A 16,259-nucleotide genomic window follows, 5' to 3' on the forward strand; every position below is an offset into this window, starting at 1 on the left:
CAATCGTTTATCGGCAGTGAGCCAGTAGCGGTTCGCCTTGCCTCAGGCGTCGCGGTCTGCACGCCAAATTTGTCAGGAGCCTTGTGCATGACGCGCACCTCAAAAATTTTCGCCTGGGGCTTTGCCTGCCTCATCGCACTGCTGGCCGCGCTTGTGCTGGTCATCGCTTTCTTCGACTGGAACCGCCTCAAGCCCACGCTCAACGCGAAGGTTTCCGAGGAGTTGCATCGTCCATTCGCAATCAATGGCAACCTGGCGGTGATCTGGCAGCGCGAACCGCAGGAAGGCGGCTGGCGCGCCTTTGTGCCATGGCCCCATGTCGTGGCCGAAGATTTGAGCCTGGGAAACCCGGACTGGTCGAAAACCTCGCAAATGGTCACGCTCAAGCGCGTCGAGCTACGTATTTCGCCCTTGGCCCTGTTGGCCCGGCGGGTGGCGATCCCGCGCATCGACCTGACCGAACCCAACGCCAGCTTGCAGCGCCTGGCTGATGGGCGCGCCAACTGGACCTTCCAGTTCGATCCGAAGGACCCGGACGCCGAACCGTCCAGTTGGTCGGTCGATATCGGTGCCATCGGCTTTGACAAGGGGCATGTCACGCTGGATGACCAGACGCTCAAGACCAGGCTCGAAGTGTTGATCGACCCGTTGGGCAAGCCCATTCCATTCAGCGATATCGTCGGTGAAAAGACTGCGAACAAAGCCCGGGAACAAGGTGCGGCGCCACAAGACTACGCCTTTGCTTTCAAGGCTGACGGGCAGTATCAAGGACAGAACCTGAGCGGTTCCGGCAAGGTCGGTGGCTTGCTGGCCTTGCAGGATGCATCGCAACCCTTTCCCCTGCAGGCCCAGGCGAAGATTGCCGACACCCGCATCGAGCTGGCCGGCACCCTTACCGACCCGAAGAACCTTGGCGCCCTGGACCTGCGTCTGAAACTGGCCGGTAAAAGCCTGGCCAATCTTTACCCGTTGACTGGCGTGACGCTGCCGGATTCGCCGCCCTATGCCACCGATGGTCGCCTGATCGCCAAGCTCCACGAACCGGAGGGGGCGCAGTTCCGCTACGAGGCGTTCAACGGCAAGATTGGCGAAAGCGATATTCACGGCGACCTGGCTTATGTTTCCAGCCAGCCGCGACCGAAACTCTCTGGTGCGCTGGTATCCGATCAACTGCTGTTCAGCGACCTGGCGCCGCTTATCGGCGCCGACTCCAACACGCAACAGAAGGCGCGCGGCGGTGCCAGCAAACAACCGTCCGACAAGGTCTTGCCGGTGGAAGAATTCCGCACTGAGCGCTGGAGCGTAATGGATGCCGACGTGGAGTTCACCGGCAAGCGCATCGTCCATAGCGAGCAATTGCCCTTCACCGACCTCTACACTCATTTGCTGCTGAACAATGGCCAGCTGAGCCTTGAACCCTTGCGCTTTGGCGTGGCCGGTGGCCGTCTCGATGCGCAGATTCGCCTCAATGGACAGACTCGGCCCCTCGAAGGCCAGGCGAAACTGACCGCGCGAGGCTTCAAGCTCAAGCAGCTTTTCCCGGGTTTCGAACCGATGAAAACCAGTTTCGGCGAGCTCAATGGCGATGCCGATCTGTCCGGCCGAGGTAATTCGGTAGCGGCGTTGCTGGGCACCGCCAATGGCAACTTGAAGATGCTCATCAACGACGGCGCTATCAGTCGGGAGTTGATGGAGCTGGCAGGGTTGAACGTTGGCAACTATGTGGTAGGAAAAATCTTCGGCGACAAGGAAGTGAAGATCAATTGCGCGGCGGCTGATTTCGGCATCAAGACCGGTCTGGCGACCACTCGCCTGTTTGTATTCGATACCGAGAACGCGATCATCTATATCGATGGCACGGCGAATATGGCCACTGAACAACTGGACCTGACTGTTACCCCGGAGTCCAAGGGCTGGCGATTGATTTCCCTGCGTTCGCCGCTGTACGTACGAGGCACCTTCGCCAAGCCCGCCGCCGGGGTGAAGGCCGTGCCGCTGATGTTGCGTGGGGCCGGAATGGTCGCGCTGGGTGTCATCGCCGCGCCGGCGGCGGGGTTGCTGGCGTTGGTCGCTCCCAGCGGCAGCGAGCCGAACCAGTGTGCACCGTTGCTTGAACAGATGAAGGCCGGCAAGGCGCCGAAAACGGTAAAGGATTGATTGCGCCTGTGAAGTAGTCGAATGCTTGAGGTCGGCCGCAAAAGTGGGCGGAAAAAAGTAGCTGGCTATTTGTCTTTTAATTGACGTGGTTAGTCAATTTTTTATTCGAAGTGTAACTCTGTCGTGTTTTTTAATGAGCCGGATAGGGTTGCGCGCGAGCGCTTGGATGGCGGTAATACCGAGTCACGGAAGAGCTGTGGAAAGTCTGGGTTTATGTGATTAAGTTGGCCTTGCAGTCAATTCGGCTGAATAAGAAACAACAAGTCACCTATTAAAAAGGAAAATGTCATGAGCATTTTATTGCCCAGTGCTGAAGAGAGTAAGCGCTTTTTTGAAACCGTAAGGATTGCGCCCGTTATTGTTGCTGATTTTCCCGTCGGAGCATCAAAAAGTTCCCGCTTTGCAAGAGTGACGACAAAGCCGGAGAGTCAGGCGGTTTCCAAGGCGGACGTTTTGTTGGCCAATGAAAACCCTGCCATTATTGGATTCGCCGATAATTTGGACGAGGATAAAAAGCAGGCGGCAGCGGACAGTATTCATTTCGCTGAGCTTGTTGCCACTTCCAAGTTTAACAAAAACGTGCAGCCCATCGAGTGGCACACGCTATACAGTAGCGCGATGAGGCATTGCGGATGGACGATGACCAGCAACAAATATCAGGAGCTTACGACCTCGCAGACAAGTTTGACGATGGATTCCATCGTTCTGGAGATTGTCCAGGCGGTGGCGGGACGAAACGCTCCGGCGATGCTTGATTTATTGTTCGGCGTATTTGATCGGTTACGCTCCGACGAAAAGCTGGTAAATCTTTTTGATAGGAACAGTAACAAAGGTGCGGATAAGGATTTCAGGATCGTGCCTTGCATCCAATCCCCAGGGGGGACGCCGATAACGGCTTTCCTGGCTGTAGATTGCAATATTTCTTCAAGCCAGGGTGGGGCTTGGTTCTGGAAATGGAAAGTGTCGCGGCTTCGAATGAAACGCGTGGCTACGATGGTCGAGCTCAATATGCGCATACATGATCGGAACAGGGACATGATCTACCAGAAACTGGATAAGAACTCTGACGATTTTTTCAATGGGATCGAGTTATAAGCGCCCATGGGTTGCTTGAATGAGCAACCCCTCTTAGGAGGTGGTCTGTCATGTTGAATGAGGAAATCCTGCTCCTCCCGGAAGGGCTGTTGTCTATTTCGGAAGGAGTGCCGAAGGAGTGGCGGCAGAAACTTAAATATTCGTTGCTCTATTCGCATCTGTACGCTCGCTCGACCGGTGACAAGTTTGATGCCTTGGCGAAGTGGCGCGCAGGTTATTCCCGCGCCATGGAAAATCTGGAATGGACAACCCTGGCGAATAAAACGTCCAGTTTCGAGCCGAAGGACGAGGCTGTCATTGTGCTGAGCGACTTGCTCGGGGAAAAATTGATATCAGATGTCAAGCTGCAGGCGCAGCTTGAGCGGCTGATAGCCAGTGTTGAGGATGCGCTGGGTTCAGAGGCGTTGGGTGCTGCGATCAGGGAGCAGTTGTTTTCACCTGCTCAGGCGAAGGACAAGTCCGATACGACTGTTTTCGTGCATGTCAGCCTGATAGGCGTGGGCCCGGTTGTTCATACGTTGTCTGTGAGGTTTCGCACCGCGCAATGTATTGATGAGCTTTTTTTCAAGCAGCGTTTCACGGGCAAGCATGTAGTGGGACAGGTCAGTGTGAATGTTTCCACAAGGCAACTCAGTTCAGCCCGTTACGAAAGAAACGGTATTGAACAAAAGGTGCGGCGCGGCCTGCCGGCCGCCGCGAACTCATTGATTGTCGAGCTTCCTCCAGCGAGCATCCGGAGCCTCATGTTTTGCCAGCATGATTGCTCTGGTTCTGGCTGACACGGTCCTGGAACAGTTTCATCGAACTCGTCAGTGCGTGCCCGGACTGCCGCGCTTCTTCCTCCAGCCATTTGAAGAACGCTCGTACTGGCGGATGGCGTTCCCGGCCCGGAACGCATAAGGCGCTGTAGCCCGCGCCGTTGACCTGGACGTGCGGGTGGTAAGCGACCAGTAGGCCGCTGGCGACGCTTTCGGAGGCCAGCACGTTGCTCGCCAGGACCAGGCCTTGCCCGGCAATTGCCGCTTGCAGGGCGTAGTGCTCCTCGTCGTATTCGCGTATGCAGGGCTGACGGGTCAGCCAGTTTTCTCCCGCCCGCGCGCACCAGGCGTCCCAGCCATGGGCATAAAGCTTGGTGTTGTGCCACCGCACACTGATCAACGTCGTCGGTTGTCGGGTCGCCAGAGCGGCTATTTGCTCCGGTGACCCATATACACCGAAGTATTCATCGAACAGGCACATGCCATACAGGTTCGGGTAGTTCTCCAGGCTATAGCGCACCACCATGTCCACGCTGGCGTCCTGGTGCAGGTCGATCACTTCGCAGTGCGTGTCCAGGCGGGCATTGATGGTGGGATGGCGCGCGTAGAACCGACCCAGGCGCGGCACCAGCCAGAGCGCCGCGAACGCGGCGGTGGTGGAAATCGTCAGATGCGCGGTGCTGCGTTGCGGGCGCAGGGTATCGACGCTTTGCGCCACTTCCAGCAAGGCACCGTGCAGGCTGTGGAACAAGCGTTGGCCACCTTCGGTCAGCCGCACCTGGCGAGGCAGGCGCTCAAAGAGTTGCACACCCAGCCAGGTTTCCAGTGAGCGGATCTGATGGGAAATCGCCGTGGGCGTTACCGACAGCTCAGCCGCCGCGGCCTTGAAACTGAGCAATCGTGCAGCGGATTCGAAGGCACGCAACGCGTTGAGTGGCAGGGCAGCAAACATCTGGAATCTCCAATGGATGAGAACAGCTCATCCCGGTCAACTAACGCTCATTTGAGCTGATGCAGGCTTAGGCCTCAGTCTGAGAGCCATACGTGGTTCCCAGTGTAGTCGAAGTCCAGGAGTTTCAGATGAGCAGTATTCTTGTCGTACATGGCAGCCCTCGCGGCGAGCGTTCCCATTCCCGGCGTCTGACGGAGGCTTTCATAGCGGCTTGGCAGGCCGCCAATCCACATACCCAACCGACCCGCCGCGAGGTCGGCCGGACCGTTATTCCTCCTGTCAACGAAGCCTTCATCGCCGCGGCGTTCCACCCCGAGCCCCAGGCAAGGCCGTTGACCATGCAGGCCGACCTGGCCTTGAGCGATGCGTTGGTGGCGGAGCTGCAGGCCCATGACCGGCTGGTGATTTCCGCACCCATGCATAATTTCGGCGTGCCCAGCGGCGTGAAGGCCTGGATCGACCAGATCGTGCGTATTGGCGTGACGTTCAACCACAGCCTGGATAACGGCGTCTCGCAATATCAGCCGTTGGTGCTGGGCAAGAAGGCCCTGATCGTGACCAGCCGTGGCGATTTCGGCTTCGGCCCTGGAGGCTCGCTGGAATCCATGAACCACGCCGATACACTGCTGCGCACAGTCCTGGGATTTATCGGCATCAGCGACGTGACTGTGGTGGCCGCTGAAGGAGAGGAGTCGGCCGAGCACAGCTTCGCGCGGTCCTATGCCGAGGCCGAGCGGCGCTTGCTGGCGCTGGCGCGAACATTCTGAACGGGGCTCGATCGGTTCAACGGGGGCTGGCGTCGGCGCCTTCGATTGACGACGCGGGCCGAAGTGGCGGGTGTGTCATAGACTGGTCATCATCGGTACCGATGCTGACCACCTCTTGATCACAAGGACGTCGCCATGTCGCAACGCTGCGCCACTCGCTACCCGCTGGTGCTGGTCCCGGGCATGCTTGGATTCATTCGCCTGGTGTTGTATCCGTATTGGTATGGCATCGTCGAGGCGTTGCGCCGGGGTGGAGCCGTGGTGGTCGCGGTGAAGGTTTCGCCATTGCATTCGTCCGAAGTTCGCGGCGAGCAATTGCTGGCACGGATCGAGGAGATTCTCAGGGAAACCGGCGCGCAAAAGGTCAACCTGATCGGCCACAGCCAGGGCGCTCTCACTGCCCGCTACGCAGCCGCCCTGCGCCCGGATCTGGTCGCCTCGGTCACATCGGTGGCCGGCACCAACCACGGGTCCGAACTGGCCGATTACCTGCAAAGCCATTATCCGGCCGACAGCGCCAAAGGACGGTTGCTCAGCGCTTTTCTGCGGCTGATCAACGCGTTGATGAGCCTGCTCGACACCGGCTACCACGGACCGAAATTGCCAGTGGACATCCGCGCCTCCCACGCCTCGCTGACGACTGCCGGCGTGGCGTTGTTCAACGAGCGTTATCCACAAGGCCTGCCGCAGACCTGGGGCGGGCAAGGGCCGGAAGAAGTCAATGGGGTGCGTTATTACTCGTGGTCCGGGACTCTGCAGCCGGGAAAGACCGACAGGGGCCGCAACCTGTTCGACGGCACCAATCGCAGCTGCCGGCTGTTCGCGCGCACCTTCGTGCGCGAAGCGGGGCAGTGCGACGGCATGGTCGGGCGCTACAGCTCGCACCTGGGCACGGTGATTCGTGATGATTATCCGCTGGACCATTTCGACGTGGTCAATCAGTCGCTGGGACTGGTGGGCAGGGGAGCGGAGCCGATCCGGCTGTTTGTCGAGCATGCGCAGCGGTTGAAGGATGCCGGGGTGTAGCGCATCAGTTGGACCGCGTTATCGTTCTTCGCGAGCAGGCTCGCTCCCATAGTGGCTCTGCGCCGTGCCCCTTGTGGGAGCGAGCCTGCTCGCGAAAGCGGTAGATCAAGCAATGAAGATCTGGCGATGAAGGTGTAACAGGCTTTGTCTACACTGCACTTCATCGCCGTCCTTCTCGGGCGGCAACCAGGAGAAACACCATGAAAATGCTGCGTGTCCCTTTGTTGATGATCGGCCTGCTGCTGTGTTCCCAGGGCTTCGCCGCCACCGCCCAACAGACCAAGATGACCACCTGCAACGCCGACGCCACCGCCAAGGCCCTCAAGGGTGACGAACGCAAGGCTTTCATGAGCAACTGCCTGAAGGCCACTCCGGCCGCCGCTGAACCCAGTACACCGCAGGAACGCATGAAGACCTGCAACGCCACGGCGACGACCCAGGCCTTGAAGGGCGATGCGCGCAAGGCGTTCATGAGTGATTGCCTGAAGAAAAAGTAAGCACCGGGATTTTTCTGCCCCTCCAGGGCCCCATCGCGAGCAGGCGCGCTCCCACATTGGACCCAGCCAACGCCAATCTGGTGTGGGAGCGAGCCTGCTCGCGATGAGGCCGGAGCAAGAAACCAAAAAACGTCTGAACCCCGGCCAGGATCGGCCGATACAATCCCTAGTGCTGCCAGCGGAACGCTGGCAGACTGCCGATCCTTTCATGCCGTTTTTGTCCTGGGGCTGTATGCCAACGTTTTCTCAGCGTCATGTGTTGTTGGTGATCAGTTGGGTGATCATTTTTGGTGGGTTGTTGCTGGTGCTGCCGCTACGCCTGTTGCCGAGCCTGTTGGCCGGGCTGCTGGTGTTCGAGCTGGTCAACATGCTCACCCCGCAGTTGCAACGACTGATCGAAGGCCGGCGTGCCCGCTGGCTGGCGGTAGCATTGTTGGGCACGCTGGTGGTCAGTGTGCTGAGCCTGATTTTCGCCGGGGCCTTCAGTTTCCTGCTGCACGAAGCGGAGAACCCGGGCGCATCCCTGGATAAATTCATGGGCGTGGTCGACCGCGCCCGTGGGCAATTGCCGCCGTTCATCGACGCCTACCTGCCGGCCAGCGCCGCCGAGTTCCGGGTGGCGATCGGCGACTGGGTGAGCAAGCACCTGAGCGACCTGCAGCTGGTGGGCAAGGACGCGGCGCACATGTTCGTGACGTTGCTGATCGGCATGGTCCTTGGCGCCATCATCGCCTTGCAGCGCATCCCCGACCTGACCAAGCGCAAGCCCCTGGCCGCCGCGCTGTTCGACCGCCTGAACCTGCTGGTGAAGGCGTTTCGCAATATCGTTTTTGCCCAGATCAAGATTTCCCTGCTCAACACCTTCTTCACCGGGATTTTCCTGGCGGTGGTGCTGCCGCTGTTCGGCATTCAACTGCCGTTGACCAAGACCCTGATCGTGATGACGTTCCTGCTGGGGCTGTTGCCGGTGATCGGCAACCTGATGTCGAACACCCTGATCACCATCGTCGCCCTGTCGCTGTCGATCTGGGTGGCCGTGGCGGCGCTGGGTTACCTGATCGTGATCCACAAGCTCGAATACTTCCTCAACGCCCGCATCGTCGGCGGGCAGATCAGTGCCAAGTCGTGGGAACTGCTCATGGCAATGCTGGTGTTCGAAGCCGCGTTCGGCCTGCCGGGTGTGGTGGCGGGGCCGATCTACTATGCGTATCTCAAGAGCGAGTTGAAGCAGGTGGGGATGGTTTGATCGGGTAGTTGTATTGCCTGGTCCAACGCTTTCGCGAGCAGGCTCGCTCCCACAGTAGGATGCGGTTGACTGTGGGAGCGAGCCTGCTCGCGAAGGACGCGCCTCGGTCCTGGATCAGACCTGGCTGCCATACCGCTTCATCGCCTCGATCGCCAACCCGCTGCCGATGCTGCCGAAGATATTACCTTCTACATGGCGCGCCTGGGGCAGCATCGCCGCGACGCTGTTGCGCAGCGCCGGAATGCCGCTGGAGCCGCCGGTGAAGAACACCGTGTCGACTTGATCAACCCGCACGTTGGCATCGTTGAGCAGTTGCGTGACGCTGTTGCGCACTCGCTCCAGGAGGCCGTCGATCGCCGATTCGAACAAGGCGCGGCTCAGGTCCACGCTCAGGCCCGGCTCGATCCGGTCCAGAGCCACGTGGCGCTGGTCGGCGTGGGTCAGCTGAATCTTGGTTTCCTCCACTTCCATCGCCAGCCAATGCCCCGCACGCTGTTCGATCAGCTTGAACAGCCGGTCGATACCGCCGGTGTCTTCGATGTCGTAGCGCATGCTGCCCAGGGCCAGCGTGGACTTTTGCGAATACACCGCGTTGATGGTGTGCCAGGTCGCCAGGTTCATGTGATGGCTGGTGGGCATGTAGGCGCCGCTTTTCATCCGGCTGCCGTAGCCGAACAGCGGCATCAGGCCTTGCAGGCTGAGCTGCTTGTCGAAATCGGTGCCGCCGATGTGCACGCCGCCAGTGGCGAGGATGTCGGCGTGACGGTTGTCGTGCATGCGGCGCTCGGGAGACAGCCGCACCAGGGAGAAGTCCGAAGTACCGCCGCCGATGTCGACGATCAGCACCAGCTCTTCTTTTTCGATGGTCGACTCATAATCGAACGCCGCCGCAATGGGTTCGTACTGGAAGGAGACTTCCTTGAAACCGATGGCCCGCGCCACGTCCACCAAAGTGTTCTCGGCTTCCTGATCGGCCATTTCATCGTCATCAACGAAAAACACCGGACGCCCCAGCACCACTTCTTCGAATTCCCGCCCGGCGGTGGCTTCGGCACGCTTCTTCAACTGACCGATGAACAACCCCAGCAGATCCTTGAACGGCATCGCCGTGCCGAGCACGCTGGTATCGTGCTTGATCAGCTTGGAACCCAGCAGGCTCTTTAGCGAGCGCATCAGCCGGCCTTCGTAGCCTTCCAGGTATTCGTGCAGTGCCAGGCGACCGTAGACCGGGCGACGTTCCTCAAGATTGAAAAAGACCACCGAGGGCAAGGTGATCTTGTCGTCCTCCAGCGCGATCAACGTTTCCATGCCGGGGCGCAGCCAGCCGACGGTGGAGTTGGACGTGCCGAAGTCGATACCGCAGGCACGGGCCGGGGATGGGGTTTTCATGTCTTTCAGTTCCGGTCGCAAAAACGGCCGCGCAGTGTATGCCAGTGCGACGCGGATTCGAAGGCCGGTTGTCCACTAATTCGCAAACCCGGCCTTGAAACACCGCATCGGACCCCCAAACTTGCTGGCATGGGTCTGGTAGCACAGGGCGGTACAAGAACCGCCGCCAGCTGCCGATAAACTTCTGATGCGCCGTCCGGTCACAATCTTGAGGCCGGTCAACCCGCTGTCCGGTCATCCGGGCATGCCGTGCGTGGCGGTGCGACATCGATAACGGATGGTGATGCTTAGATGGATTTCAAAGACTATTACAAGATCCTGGGTGTGGAGCCGACGGCCGACGACGCCACGATCAAGGCCGCCTATCGCAAACTGGCGCGCAAATACCACCCGGATGTAAGCAAAGAGAAAGACGCGGAGACCAAGTTCAAGGACGTCTCCGAGGCGTATGAAGCGCTGAAGAGTGCGGACAAACGCGCCGAATACGATGACTTGCGCCGCTATGGCCAGCACGGCCAGCCGTTCCAGGGACCGCCGGGGTGGCAGAGCCGTGGTGGTTTTGGCGGGCAGGACACTGGCGATTTCTCGGATTTCTTCAGTTCGATCTTTGGCAATCGCGGGCCGGGTTTCGGTGGCGGACAATCGGGTCGCAGCGCCGGCCGTCGGGGGCAAGACGTGGAAATGGAATTACCGATCTTCCTGGAAGAGACCCTGTCGAACGAATCGAAGAAGGTCAGCTTCCAGGTGCCGCAGTACAACGCCGCGGGCCAGCATGTGAGCAATACCAGCAGAAGCCTGAACGTGAAGATCCCGCTGGGAGTGACCGATGGCGAGCGCATCCGCCTCAAGGGCCAGGGCGCGCCCGGCATCGGTGGCGGCGCCAATGGCGACTTGTACCTGACCATTCGTTTCGCCCCGCACCCCAAGTTCGATGTCGAAGGCCAGGACCTGATCATCACTTTGCCCCTGGCGCCGTGGGAATTGGCGTTGGGCACCGAGGTGGCGGTGCCGACCCTCACCGGCAAGATCAACCTCAAGGTGCCGGCCGGCAGCCAGAACGGCCAGCGCATGCGCGCCAAGGGCCACGGCCTGCGCAACAAGGCCGGCGAGCGCGGTTTCCTGTTCGTGCAGCTCAAGGCCGTGATGCCCAAGGCCAGCGACGAATCGGTCAAGGCGCTGTGGGCGGAGTTGGCGAGGAAAGCCGCATTTGATCCGCGGGAGAACTTCTGAACCGAGGATCATGGCTAGACTCGACAGTTGAAGCATTGGGAGAAGCAGACCATGAACAACCCGATCATTGAACTGAACCTGATGGAATTCTGTGAGGCCGCTGCGTTGGCCGATGTCCATGTGATTGAAATCGTCGAACACGGCATTCTCGAACCTCACGGCACGGCCCCCACGGACTGGCGTTTCACTGATTACGAACTGGTCCTGGCCCGGCGTGCAGCGAAGCTGCGCCGCGAGTTGGAGCTGGAATGGGAAGGCGTCGCCCTGGCGCTGGACCTGCTGGAAGAGGTGCAGCAGCTGCGCAGCGAAAACCGCATGCTCAAGCAGCGGCTGGGGCGGTTGGTCGAATGAGGCAGGCCCGGACATAAAGCCCTGTGGCGCGGGAGCTTGCTCCCGCTCGGTTGCGCAGCAACCGCCCAAAAGCGAGGGCCGCTTCGCACCCCAGCGGGAGCAAGCTCCCTCGCCAGGGAGTTTGCGTTCGGCCAGTTATCCACTCAAAACAGAAAATACCGCTGCGCCATCGGCAGCACATCCGCCGGTTCACACCACAACAGCACGCCATCGGCCTTGACCTGATAGGTTTGCGGGTCGACGTCGATGCTCGGCAGATAGTCGTTGTGGATCAGGTCGGTCTTCTGCACATCGCGACAACCTTTCACCACGGCGATCCGTTTCTTCAAGCCCAATTGCTCCGGCAGGCCCGCCTCGGCGGCGGCCTGGCTGATGAAGGTCAGGCTGGTGGCGTGTCGTGAACCGCCGTAGCTGGCGAACATCGGCCGGTAGTGCACCGGTTGTGGTGTCGGAATCGAGGCGTTGGCATCGCCCATCAGGCTGGCGGCAATCGCCCCGCCCTTGAGAATCAAAGTCGGTTTGACGCCGAAGAACGCCGGGCGCCACAACACCAGGTCGGCCCATTTGCCGACTTCGATGGAGCCCACCTCATGGCTGATGCCATGGGTGATCGCCGGGTTGATGGTGTACTTGGCGATGTAGCGCTTGATGCGGAAATTGTCGTTACCGGCGCCATCGCCGGGCAGGGCGCCGCGCTGCTTTTTCATCTTGTCGGCGGTTTGCCAGGTGCGGGTGATGACCTCGCCGACGCGGCCCATGGCCTGGCTGTCGGAGCTGATCATCGAGAACGCGCCGAGGTCATGGAGAATGTCTTCGGCAGCGATGGTTTCACGGCGGATGCGGCTTTCGGCGAAGGCCACGTCTTCGGCGATGCTCGGGTCCAGGTGGTGGCAGACCATCAGCATGTCGAGATGCTCGTCGATGGTGTTGCGGGTGAACGGCCGGGTCGGGTTGGTGGAGCTGGGCAACACGTTAGGAAAACCGCAGGCCTTGATGATGTCCGGCGCATGACCGCCACCGGCACCTTCGGTGTGGTAGGTGTGAATGGTGCGGCCCTTGAACGCCGCCAGGGTGGTTTCGACGAAGCCGGATTCGTTGAGGGTGTCGGTGTGGATCGCCACCTGCACATCGTACTGGTCGGCCACGCTCAGGCAGTTGTCGATGGCCGCCGGCGTGGTGCCCCAGTCTTCATGCAGCTTCAGGCCGATGGCCCCGGCCTTGACCTGCTCGATCAGCGGCTCCGGCAGGCTGGCGTTGCCCTTGCCGGTGAAACCGATGTTCATCGGGAACGCGTCGGCGGCCTGGAGCATGCGCGCCAGGTGCCACGGCCCGGAGGTGCAGGTGGTGGCGTTGGTCCCGGTAGCCGGGCCCGTGCCGCCGCCGATCATGGTGGTGACACCGCTCATCAGCGCTTCTTCGATCTGTTGCGGGCAGATGAAGTGGATGTGGGTGTCGATGCCGCCGGCGGTGAGGATCATGCCTTCGCCGGCGATCACTTCGGTGCTCGCCCCGATGGCGATGGTCACGTCGGGCTGGATGTCCGGGTTGCCGGCCTTGCCGATCGCCGCGATGCGCCCGTCCTTGAGGCCGACATCGGCCTTGACGATGCCCCAGTGGTCAATGATCAGTGCGTTGGTGATCAACGTGTCGACCACCTCGGCGGCCAGCAGTTGGCTCTGGCCCATGCCATCGCGAATCACCTTGCCGCCGCCGAACTTCACTTCTTCGCCGTAGGTGGTGAAGTCCTTTTCCACTTCGATCCACAACTCGGTATCGGCCAGGCGAACCTTGTCGCCGACAGTGGGGCCGAACATGTCGGCGTAGGCTTGTCTCGAAATCTTCATGTGCTCGCCTTGAGGTTCTTAAGTCGTGTGCAGTCCATTGTGGCGAGGGAGCTTGCTCCCGCTGGGCCGGGCTGGCGCTCCAGCGCGCAGCGGCCCTGGGTTTTTGGGGCTGCTGCGCAGCCCAGCGGGAGCAAGCTCCCTCGCCACAGAGGCGCTTCAGTCCAATTCGCCCATGACCCGCCCGGCAAACCCGAACACCCGCCGATGCCCGGCCAGGTCCACCAGTTCCACCTCGCGGCTCTGGCCCGGTTCGAAGCGCACTGCCGTGCCGGCCGGGATGTTCAGGCGCATGCCTCGGCTGGCGGCGCGGTCGAAGGCCAGGGCGTCGTTGGTTTCGAAAAAATGAAAGTGCGAGCCGACCTGGATCGGCCGGTCGCCGCTGTTGGCGACGTTCAGCTTGAGGGTACGGCGGCCGACGTTGAGTTCGATGTCGCCGGGCTGGACCTGGTACTGGCCTGGAATCATTGCGGTTGCCCCAAAGTCTTGTAGTAGATGGCGGTCGGGCTGTAGGTCCCGTCCGGGCTCTGGCAGTAGTCGGGCAGTTCGCCGACGCGGGTGTAGCCCATGGCGCGGTAGAACGCCTCGGCTTCGGAACCGGCCTCGGTGTCGAGGTACAGCAGGCCGCGCTGGTGCTGGCGCGCACCGAGCTCCAAGGCATTCATCAACTGCTGGCCGAGGCCGCGGCGACGGGCATCGCCGCGCACCAGCAGCTTTTGCACTTCGGCGCGGTTGAGGCCGTTGGCCTTCTGGCACAGCGCGAGCTGGACGCTGGCTTGCACCTGCTCGTCCTTGACCACCACCCACAGCAGCAGATGGCCCTGGTTGAGGCTGGCCTGGACCTCGTCGAAATAGGCGCGGGCCTGGACGGCATCGAGGTCAGCCATGAACCCCACGCTGGCGCCATAACCCACGGCGTCGAGCAGCAGATCAATCAAGCCCTGGCGGTAATGCGCGAAGCTTTCAGCGTGGACTCGGCGCAACTGGGCGGCGTTCATCGGTATCACTCCTTGTCGATGGTGGGCGGTAGCGCCCCGGGATTGAGGACCAACTGCATGAAGGTCAGGTCCAGCCAGCGACCAAACTTGGTGCCCACCTGGGGCATCTGCCCGGTGATGGCAAAACCGGCCCGCTCGTGCAGGCGAATCGACGCCGAGTTGCCGCTCTCGATGGCCGCAACCATCACGTGTTTGCCGCAGGCCCTGGCGCGCTCGATCAGCGCACTCATCAGCAACGGGCCGAGCCCATTGCCACGTTGATCGCTGCGTACGTACACCGAATGTTCCACGGTATGGCGGAAACCGTCGAACGGCCGCCAGTCGCCGAATGAAGCGTAGCCGAGCACGTCATCTTCGGCGTCGCTGATCACCAGCACCGGATAACCCTGGGTTTGCCGGGCGCTGAACCAGGCCTGGCGATTGCCCAGGTCCACAGCCTGTTCGTTCCAGATCGCCGTGGTGTTGAGGACCGCATCGTTGTAGATGTCACGGATCGCCGGCAGGTCGGCAGGGCGGGCGTCACGAATCTGATAAGTCATGCCGCGACCTCAGGCGATGGGCTGGTGGACGGTGACCAGTTTGGTGCCGTCGGGGAATGTCGCTTCGACCTGGATCTCGGGGATCATTTCCGGAATGCCTTCCATCACCTGCTCGCGGCTCAGCAGCGTTGTGCCGTAGTGCATCAGCTCGGCCACGGTCTGGCCGTCACGAGCGCCTTCCAGCAGCGCGGCGGAAATGTAGGCCATGGCTTCCGGATAGTTGAGCTTCAGGCCACGAGCCAGGCGCCGCTCGGCGACGAGGCCGGCGGTGAAGATCAGCAGCTTGTCTTTTTCGCGTGGGGTCAGGTCCATGTGCAGTCCAGTAAGGGCAGATAAAATTTTGCGGTAGACACATTCCACTGTGGGAGCGAGCCTGCTCGCGAAAGCGGTGTGTCAGTCAACAATCATGTTGGATGTTCTATTGCTTTCGCGAGCAGGCTCGCTCCCACAGATGAAATAACTAAGTACTCCAGATTCTCGGTGGCATGGCTTCTCGTCCGAGCAATGCGGGCCTGAGCAAGCGCCACAATTCAATCAACCACCCGCGCGCCAGTAATGCCTCGCTCGCCAGGCAGCGGGCGACGACCAGGCCGGGCAACTGGGTCAGGTCGCCGCGCACGGCATGGCCGAGGGATCGGCAGCGCTCCAGCAGCTCGCTGTCGATCTCGCCGGTTACCAGCAACGTCGCAAATACCGGATCACCGCCCAGCCCGATGGGGGAATCGAGCAAGCCGTCACCGCCGACAATGCGCTGGCGTTCATGCCACAGCAACTGGCCGTCGCGGCGAATGTCCAGCTGCGATTGAAAGTGGCCGAGGTCGAAGCGTTCGCCGCTGGCCGGTCGGCCGAGGGCAACCATGTCCCAGTAGAACAGCCGGGCGTCGCCCTGCAGATCGATGCAGGTGCTGAGTTCGGCCTGTGCCGCGCTGAAGACGATGGTTTCCTGAGGCAGCCATTCCAGGGTCGCACCGCCAGCCACGCTCAGTTTCAGTTGCTGGTACGCCGGGCCGGCCGCGCGGTACCACTTGGCCGCGCCGGGGCTGGTCAGTTGCGCCCAGGCACCGGGGCCGACGTGAGCCGAGATGTCCAGCCGATCACCGCCGGCAATCCCGCCGGGCGGGTGGACGATGATGTGCTGGCAGACTTCGGGACCTTCGGCGTACAGGTGTTTCTGCACCCGCAGTGGACCTTTGTGGCGACGCTGGACCGGACGCGTGCAGTCGCCGAATCGGGCATAGCCCAAGTCCAGCTCGGCGTGCCAGCTGGGGGTGAACAGGGCGGAGGGCGATACAGGTAGATTCATGATTTTCTGATTATCGTCGGGACGCCAAGACTAGGGTTTGAACGAAAAGTCGCCGAGCGGCGATCAGGCAAGGCGAAAACAGGCGAGGAAGCGGAGTTGACTGGTTGTCA

At 61.0% G+C, this 16,259-nt stretch carries 17 protein-coding genes; 9 read left to right on the top strand and 8 right to left on the bottom strand.

Translation table 11 applies throughout. The features are described 5' to 3' along the window. Positions 1–87: 87 nt before the first annotated feature. From M1E16_RS02755 to M1E16_RS02765, 3 genes are all read left to right on the top strand, one after another. Positions 88–2,157 carry an AsmA family protein gene (locus tag M1E16_RS02755; RefSeq protein ID WP_458129133.1) on the top strand — a complete coding sequence of 690 codons (2,070 nt, stop codon included), beginning with the start codon at positions 88–90 and terminating at the stop codon, positions 2,155–2,157. Positions 2,158–2,445: 288 nt separating this feature from the next. Then, on the top strand, positions 2,446–3,252 hold the full coding sequence (locus M1E16_RS02760; protein WP_458129134.1) for a hypothetical protein: 807 nt from the start codon (positions 2,446–2,448) through the stop codon (positions 3,250–3,252). A 50-nt stretch (positions 3,253–3,302) separates the two neighbouring features. Beyond that, complete coding sequence (locus M1E16_RS02765) at positions 3,303–4,031, top strand: hypothetical protein (RefSeq protein WP_458129135.1); 729 nt, start codon at positions 3,303–3,305, stop codon at positions 4,029–4,031. On the opposite strand, the gene M1E16_RS02770 is transcribed toward M1E16_RS02765, so the two are convergent. Next, positions 3,994–4,962, bottom strand: coding sequence for a LysR substrate-binding domain-containing protein (locus tag M1E16_RS02770; protein WP_458129136.1), 969 nt, complete (start codon positions 4,960–4,962; stop codon positions 3,994–3,996). The genes M1E16_RS02765 and M1E16_RS02770 overlap by 38 nt on opposite strands. Before the next feature lie 128 nt (positions 4,963–5,090). On the opposite strand from M1E16_RS02770, the gene M1E16_RS02775 reads away from it, so the two are divergent. The 4 genes from M1E16_RS02775 to M1E16_RS02790 all read left to right on the top strand — a co-directional run bounded on the left by M1E16_RS02775 (position 5,091) and on the right by M1E16_RS02790 (position 8,498). Continuing rightward, complete coding sequence (locus tag M1E16_RS02775; RefSeq protein ID WP_458129137.1) at positions 5,091–5,729, top strand: FMN-dependent NADH-azoreductase; 639 nt, start codon at positions 5,091–5,093, stop codon at positions 5,727–5,729. A 135-nt stretch (positions 5,730–5,864) separates the two neighbouring features. After that, the gene (locus tag M1E16_RS02780; protein WP_458129138.1) at positions 5,865–6,755 is read left to right on the top strand and encodes an alpha/beta fold hydrolase; all 891 of its coding nucleotides are present in this window, start codon (positions 5,865–5,867) and stop codon (positions 6,753–6,755) included. Positions 6,756–6,955: 200 nt separating this feature from the next. Beyond that, complete coding sequence (locus M1E16_RS02785; RefSeq protein WP_305497125.1) at positions 6,956–7,252, top strand: PsiF family protein; 297 nt, start codon at positions 6,956–6,958, stop codon at positions 7,250–7,252. Positions 7,253–7,484: 232 nt separating this feature from the next. Continuing rightward, on the top strand, positions 7,485–8,498 hold the full coding sequence (locus M1E16_RS02790; protein WP_305497122.1) for an AI-2E family transporter: 1,014 nt from the start codon (positions 7,485–7,487) through the stop codon (positions 8,496–8,498). Positions 8,499–8,612: 114 nt separating this feature from the next. Here M1E16_RS02790 and M1E16_RS02795 read toward each other — a convergent pair whose 3' ends face one another. After that, complete coding sequence (locus M1E16_RS02795; protein WP_458129139.1) at positions 8,613–9,887, bottom strand: Hsp70 family protein; 1,275 nt, start codon at positions 9,885–9,887, stop codon at positions 8,613–8,615. Positions 9,888–10,178: 291 nt separating this feature from the next. Here M1E16_RS02795 and M1E16_RS02800 point away from each other — a divergent pair, with 291 nt between their 5' ends. Together M1E16_RS02800 and M1E16_RS02805 are read left to right on the top strand one after the other, a co-directional pair. Further along, complete coding sequence (locus M1E16_RS02800; protein WP_458129140.1) at positions 10,179–11,117, top strand: DnaJ C-terminal domain-containing protein; 939 nt, start codon at positions 10,179–10,181, stop codon at positions 11,115–11,117. A 51-nt stretch (positions 11,118–11,168) separates the two neighbouring features. Then, positions 11,169–11,468: a chaperone modulator CbpM gene (locus tag M1E16_RS02805; RefSeq protein WP_030140113.1), complete on the top strand. Its 300-nt coding sequence runs from the start codon at positions 11,169–11,171 to the stop codon at positions 11,466–11,468. A 143-nt stretch (positions 11,469–11,611) separates the two neighbouring features. Here M1E16_RS02805 and ureC read toward each other — a convergent pair whose 3' ends face one another. The 6 genes from ureC to M1E16_RS02835 form a co-directional block, all read right to left on the bottom strand. Beyond that, positions 11,612–13,312 (bottom strand): urease subunit alpha, encoded by a 1,701-nt coding sequence (ureC, locus tag M1E16_RS02810; protein ID WP_458129141.1) that lies wholly within the window; start codon positions 13,310–13,312, stop codon positions 11,612–11,614. Positions 13,313–13,468: 156 nt separating this feature from the next. Further along, the gene (locus M1E16_RS02815) at positions 13,469–13,777 is read right to left on the bottom strand and encodes an urease subunit beta (protein ID WP_458129142.1); all 309 of its coding nucleotides are present in this window, start codon (positions 13,775–13,777) and stop codon (positions 13,469–13,471) included. After that, positions 13,774–14,307 (bottom strand): GNAT family N-acetyltransferase, encoded by a 534-nt coding sequence (locus M1E16_RS02820; protein ID WP_458129143.1) that lies wholly within the window; start codon positions 14,305–14,307, stop codon positions 13,774–13,776. The genes M1E16_RS02815 and M1E16_RS02820 overlap by 4 nt, the downstream gene beginning before the upstream one ends. Positions 14,308–14,312: 5 nt before the next feature. Next, positions 14,313–14,846, bottom strand: coding sequence for an N-acetyltransferase family protein (locus tag M1E16_RS02825; protein WP_458129144.1), 534 nt, complete (start codon positions 14,844–14,846; stop codon positions 14,313–14,315). Positions 14,847–14,855: 9 nt separating this feature from the next. Next, on the bottom strand, positions 14,856–15,158 hold the full coding sequence (gene ureA / locus M1E16_RS02830) for an urease subunit gamma (RefSeq protein WP_003197350.1): 303 nt from the start codon (positions 15,156–15,158) through the stop codon (positions 14,856–14,858). A 148-nt stretch (positions 15,159–15,306) separates the two neighbouring features. After that, positions 15,307–16,149 carry an urease accessory protein UreD gene (locus M1E16_RS02835; protein ID WP_458129145.1) on the bottom strand — a complete coding sequence of 281 codons (843 nt, stop codon included), beginning with the start codon at positions 16,147–16,149 and terminating at the stop codon, positions 15,307–15,309. Positions 16,150–16,259: the final 110 nt, after the last annotated feature.

Source organism: Pseudomonas sp. Z2-11, assembly GCF_054161305.1.

Bases quoted from the DNA above. Each gene is read 5' to 3' on its own strand.
- M1E16_RS02780 (WP_458129138.1), top strand. From the start codon at position 5,865: ATGTCGCAACGCTGCGCCACTCGCTACCCGCTGGTGCTGGTCCCGGGC.
- M1E16_RS02825 (WP_458129144.1), bottom strand. From the start codon at position 14,846: ATGACTTATCAGATTCGTGACGCCCGCCCTGCCGACCTGCCGGCGATC.
- M1E16_RS02775 (WP_458129137.1), top strand. From the start codon at position 5,091: ATGAGCAGTATTCTTGTCGTACATGGCAGCCCTCGCGGCGAGCGTTCC.
- M1E16_RS02785 (WP_305497125.1), top strand. From the start codon at position 6,956: ATGAAAATGCTGCGTGTCCCTTTGTTGATGATCGGCCTGCTGCTGTGT.
- M1E16_RS02755 (WP_458129133.1), top strand. From the start codon at position 88: ATGACGCGCACCTCAAAAATTTTCGCCTGGGGCTTTGCCTGCCTCATC.
- M1E16_RS02835 (WP_458129145.1), bottom strand. From the start codon at position 16,149: ATGAATCTACCTGTATCGCCCTCCGCCCTGTTCACCCCCAGCTGGCAC.
- M1E16_RS02765 (WP_458129135.1), top strand. From the start codon at position 3,303: ATGTTGAATGAGGAAATCCTGCTCCTCCCGGAAGGGCTGTTGTCTATT.
- M1E16_RS02815 (WP_458129142.1), bottom strand. From the start codon at position 13,777: ATGATTCCAGGCCAGTACCAGGTCCAGCCCGGCGACATCGAACTCAAC.
- M1E16_RS02800 (WP_458129140.1), top strand. From the start codon at position 10,179: ATGGATTTCAAAGACTATTACAAGATCCTGGGTGTGGAGCCGACGGCC.
- M1E16_RS02760 (WP_458129134.1), top strand. From the start codon at position 2,446: ATGAGCATTTTATTGCCCAGTGCTGAAGAGAGTAAGCGCTTTTTTGAA.
- M1E16_RS02820 (WP_458129143.1), bottom strand. From the start codon at position 14,307: ATGAACGCCGCCCAGTTGCGCCGAGTCCACGCTGAAAGCTTCGCGCAT.
- M1E16_RS02795 (WP_458129139.1), bottom strand. From the start codon at position 9,887: ATGAAAACCCCATCCCCGGCCCGTGCCTGCGGTATCGACTTCGGCACG.
- ureA (WP_003197350.1), bottom strand. From the start codon at position 15,158: ATGGACCTGACCCCACGCGAAAAAGACAAGCTGCTGATCTTCACCGCC.
- M1E16_RS02805 (WP_030140113.1), top strand. From the start codon at position 11,169: ATGAACAACCCGATCATTGAACTGAACCTGATGGAATTCTGTGAGGCC.
- M1E16_RS02770 (WP_458129136.1), bottom strand. From the start codon at position 4,962: ATGTTTGCTGCCCTGCCACTCAACGCGTTGCGTGCCTTCGAATCCGCT.
- ureC (WP_458129141.1), bottom strand. From the start codon at position 13,312: ATGAAGATTTCGAGACAAGCCTACGCCGACATGTTCGGCCCCACTGTC.
- M1E16_RS02790 (WP_305497122.1), top strand. From the start codon at position 7,485: ATGCCAACGTTTTCTCAGCGTCATGTGTTGTTGGTGATCAGTTGGGTG.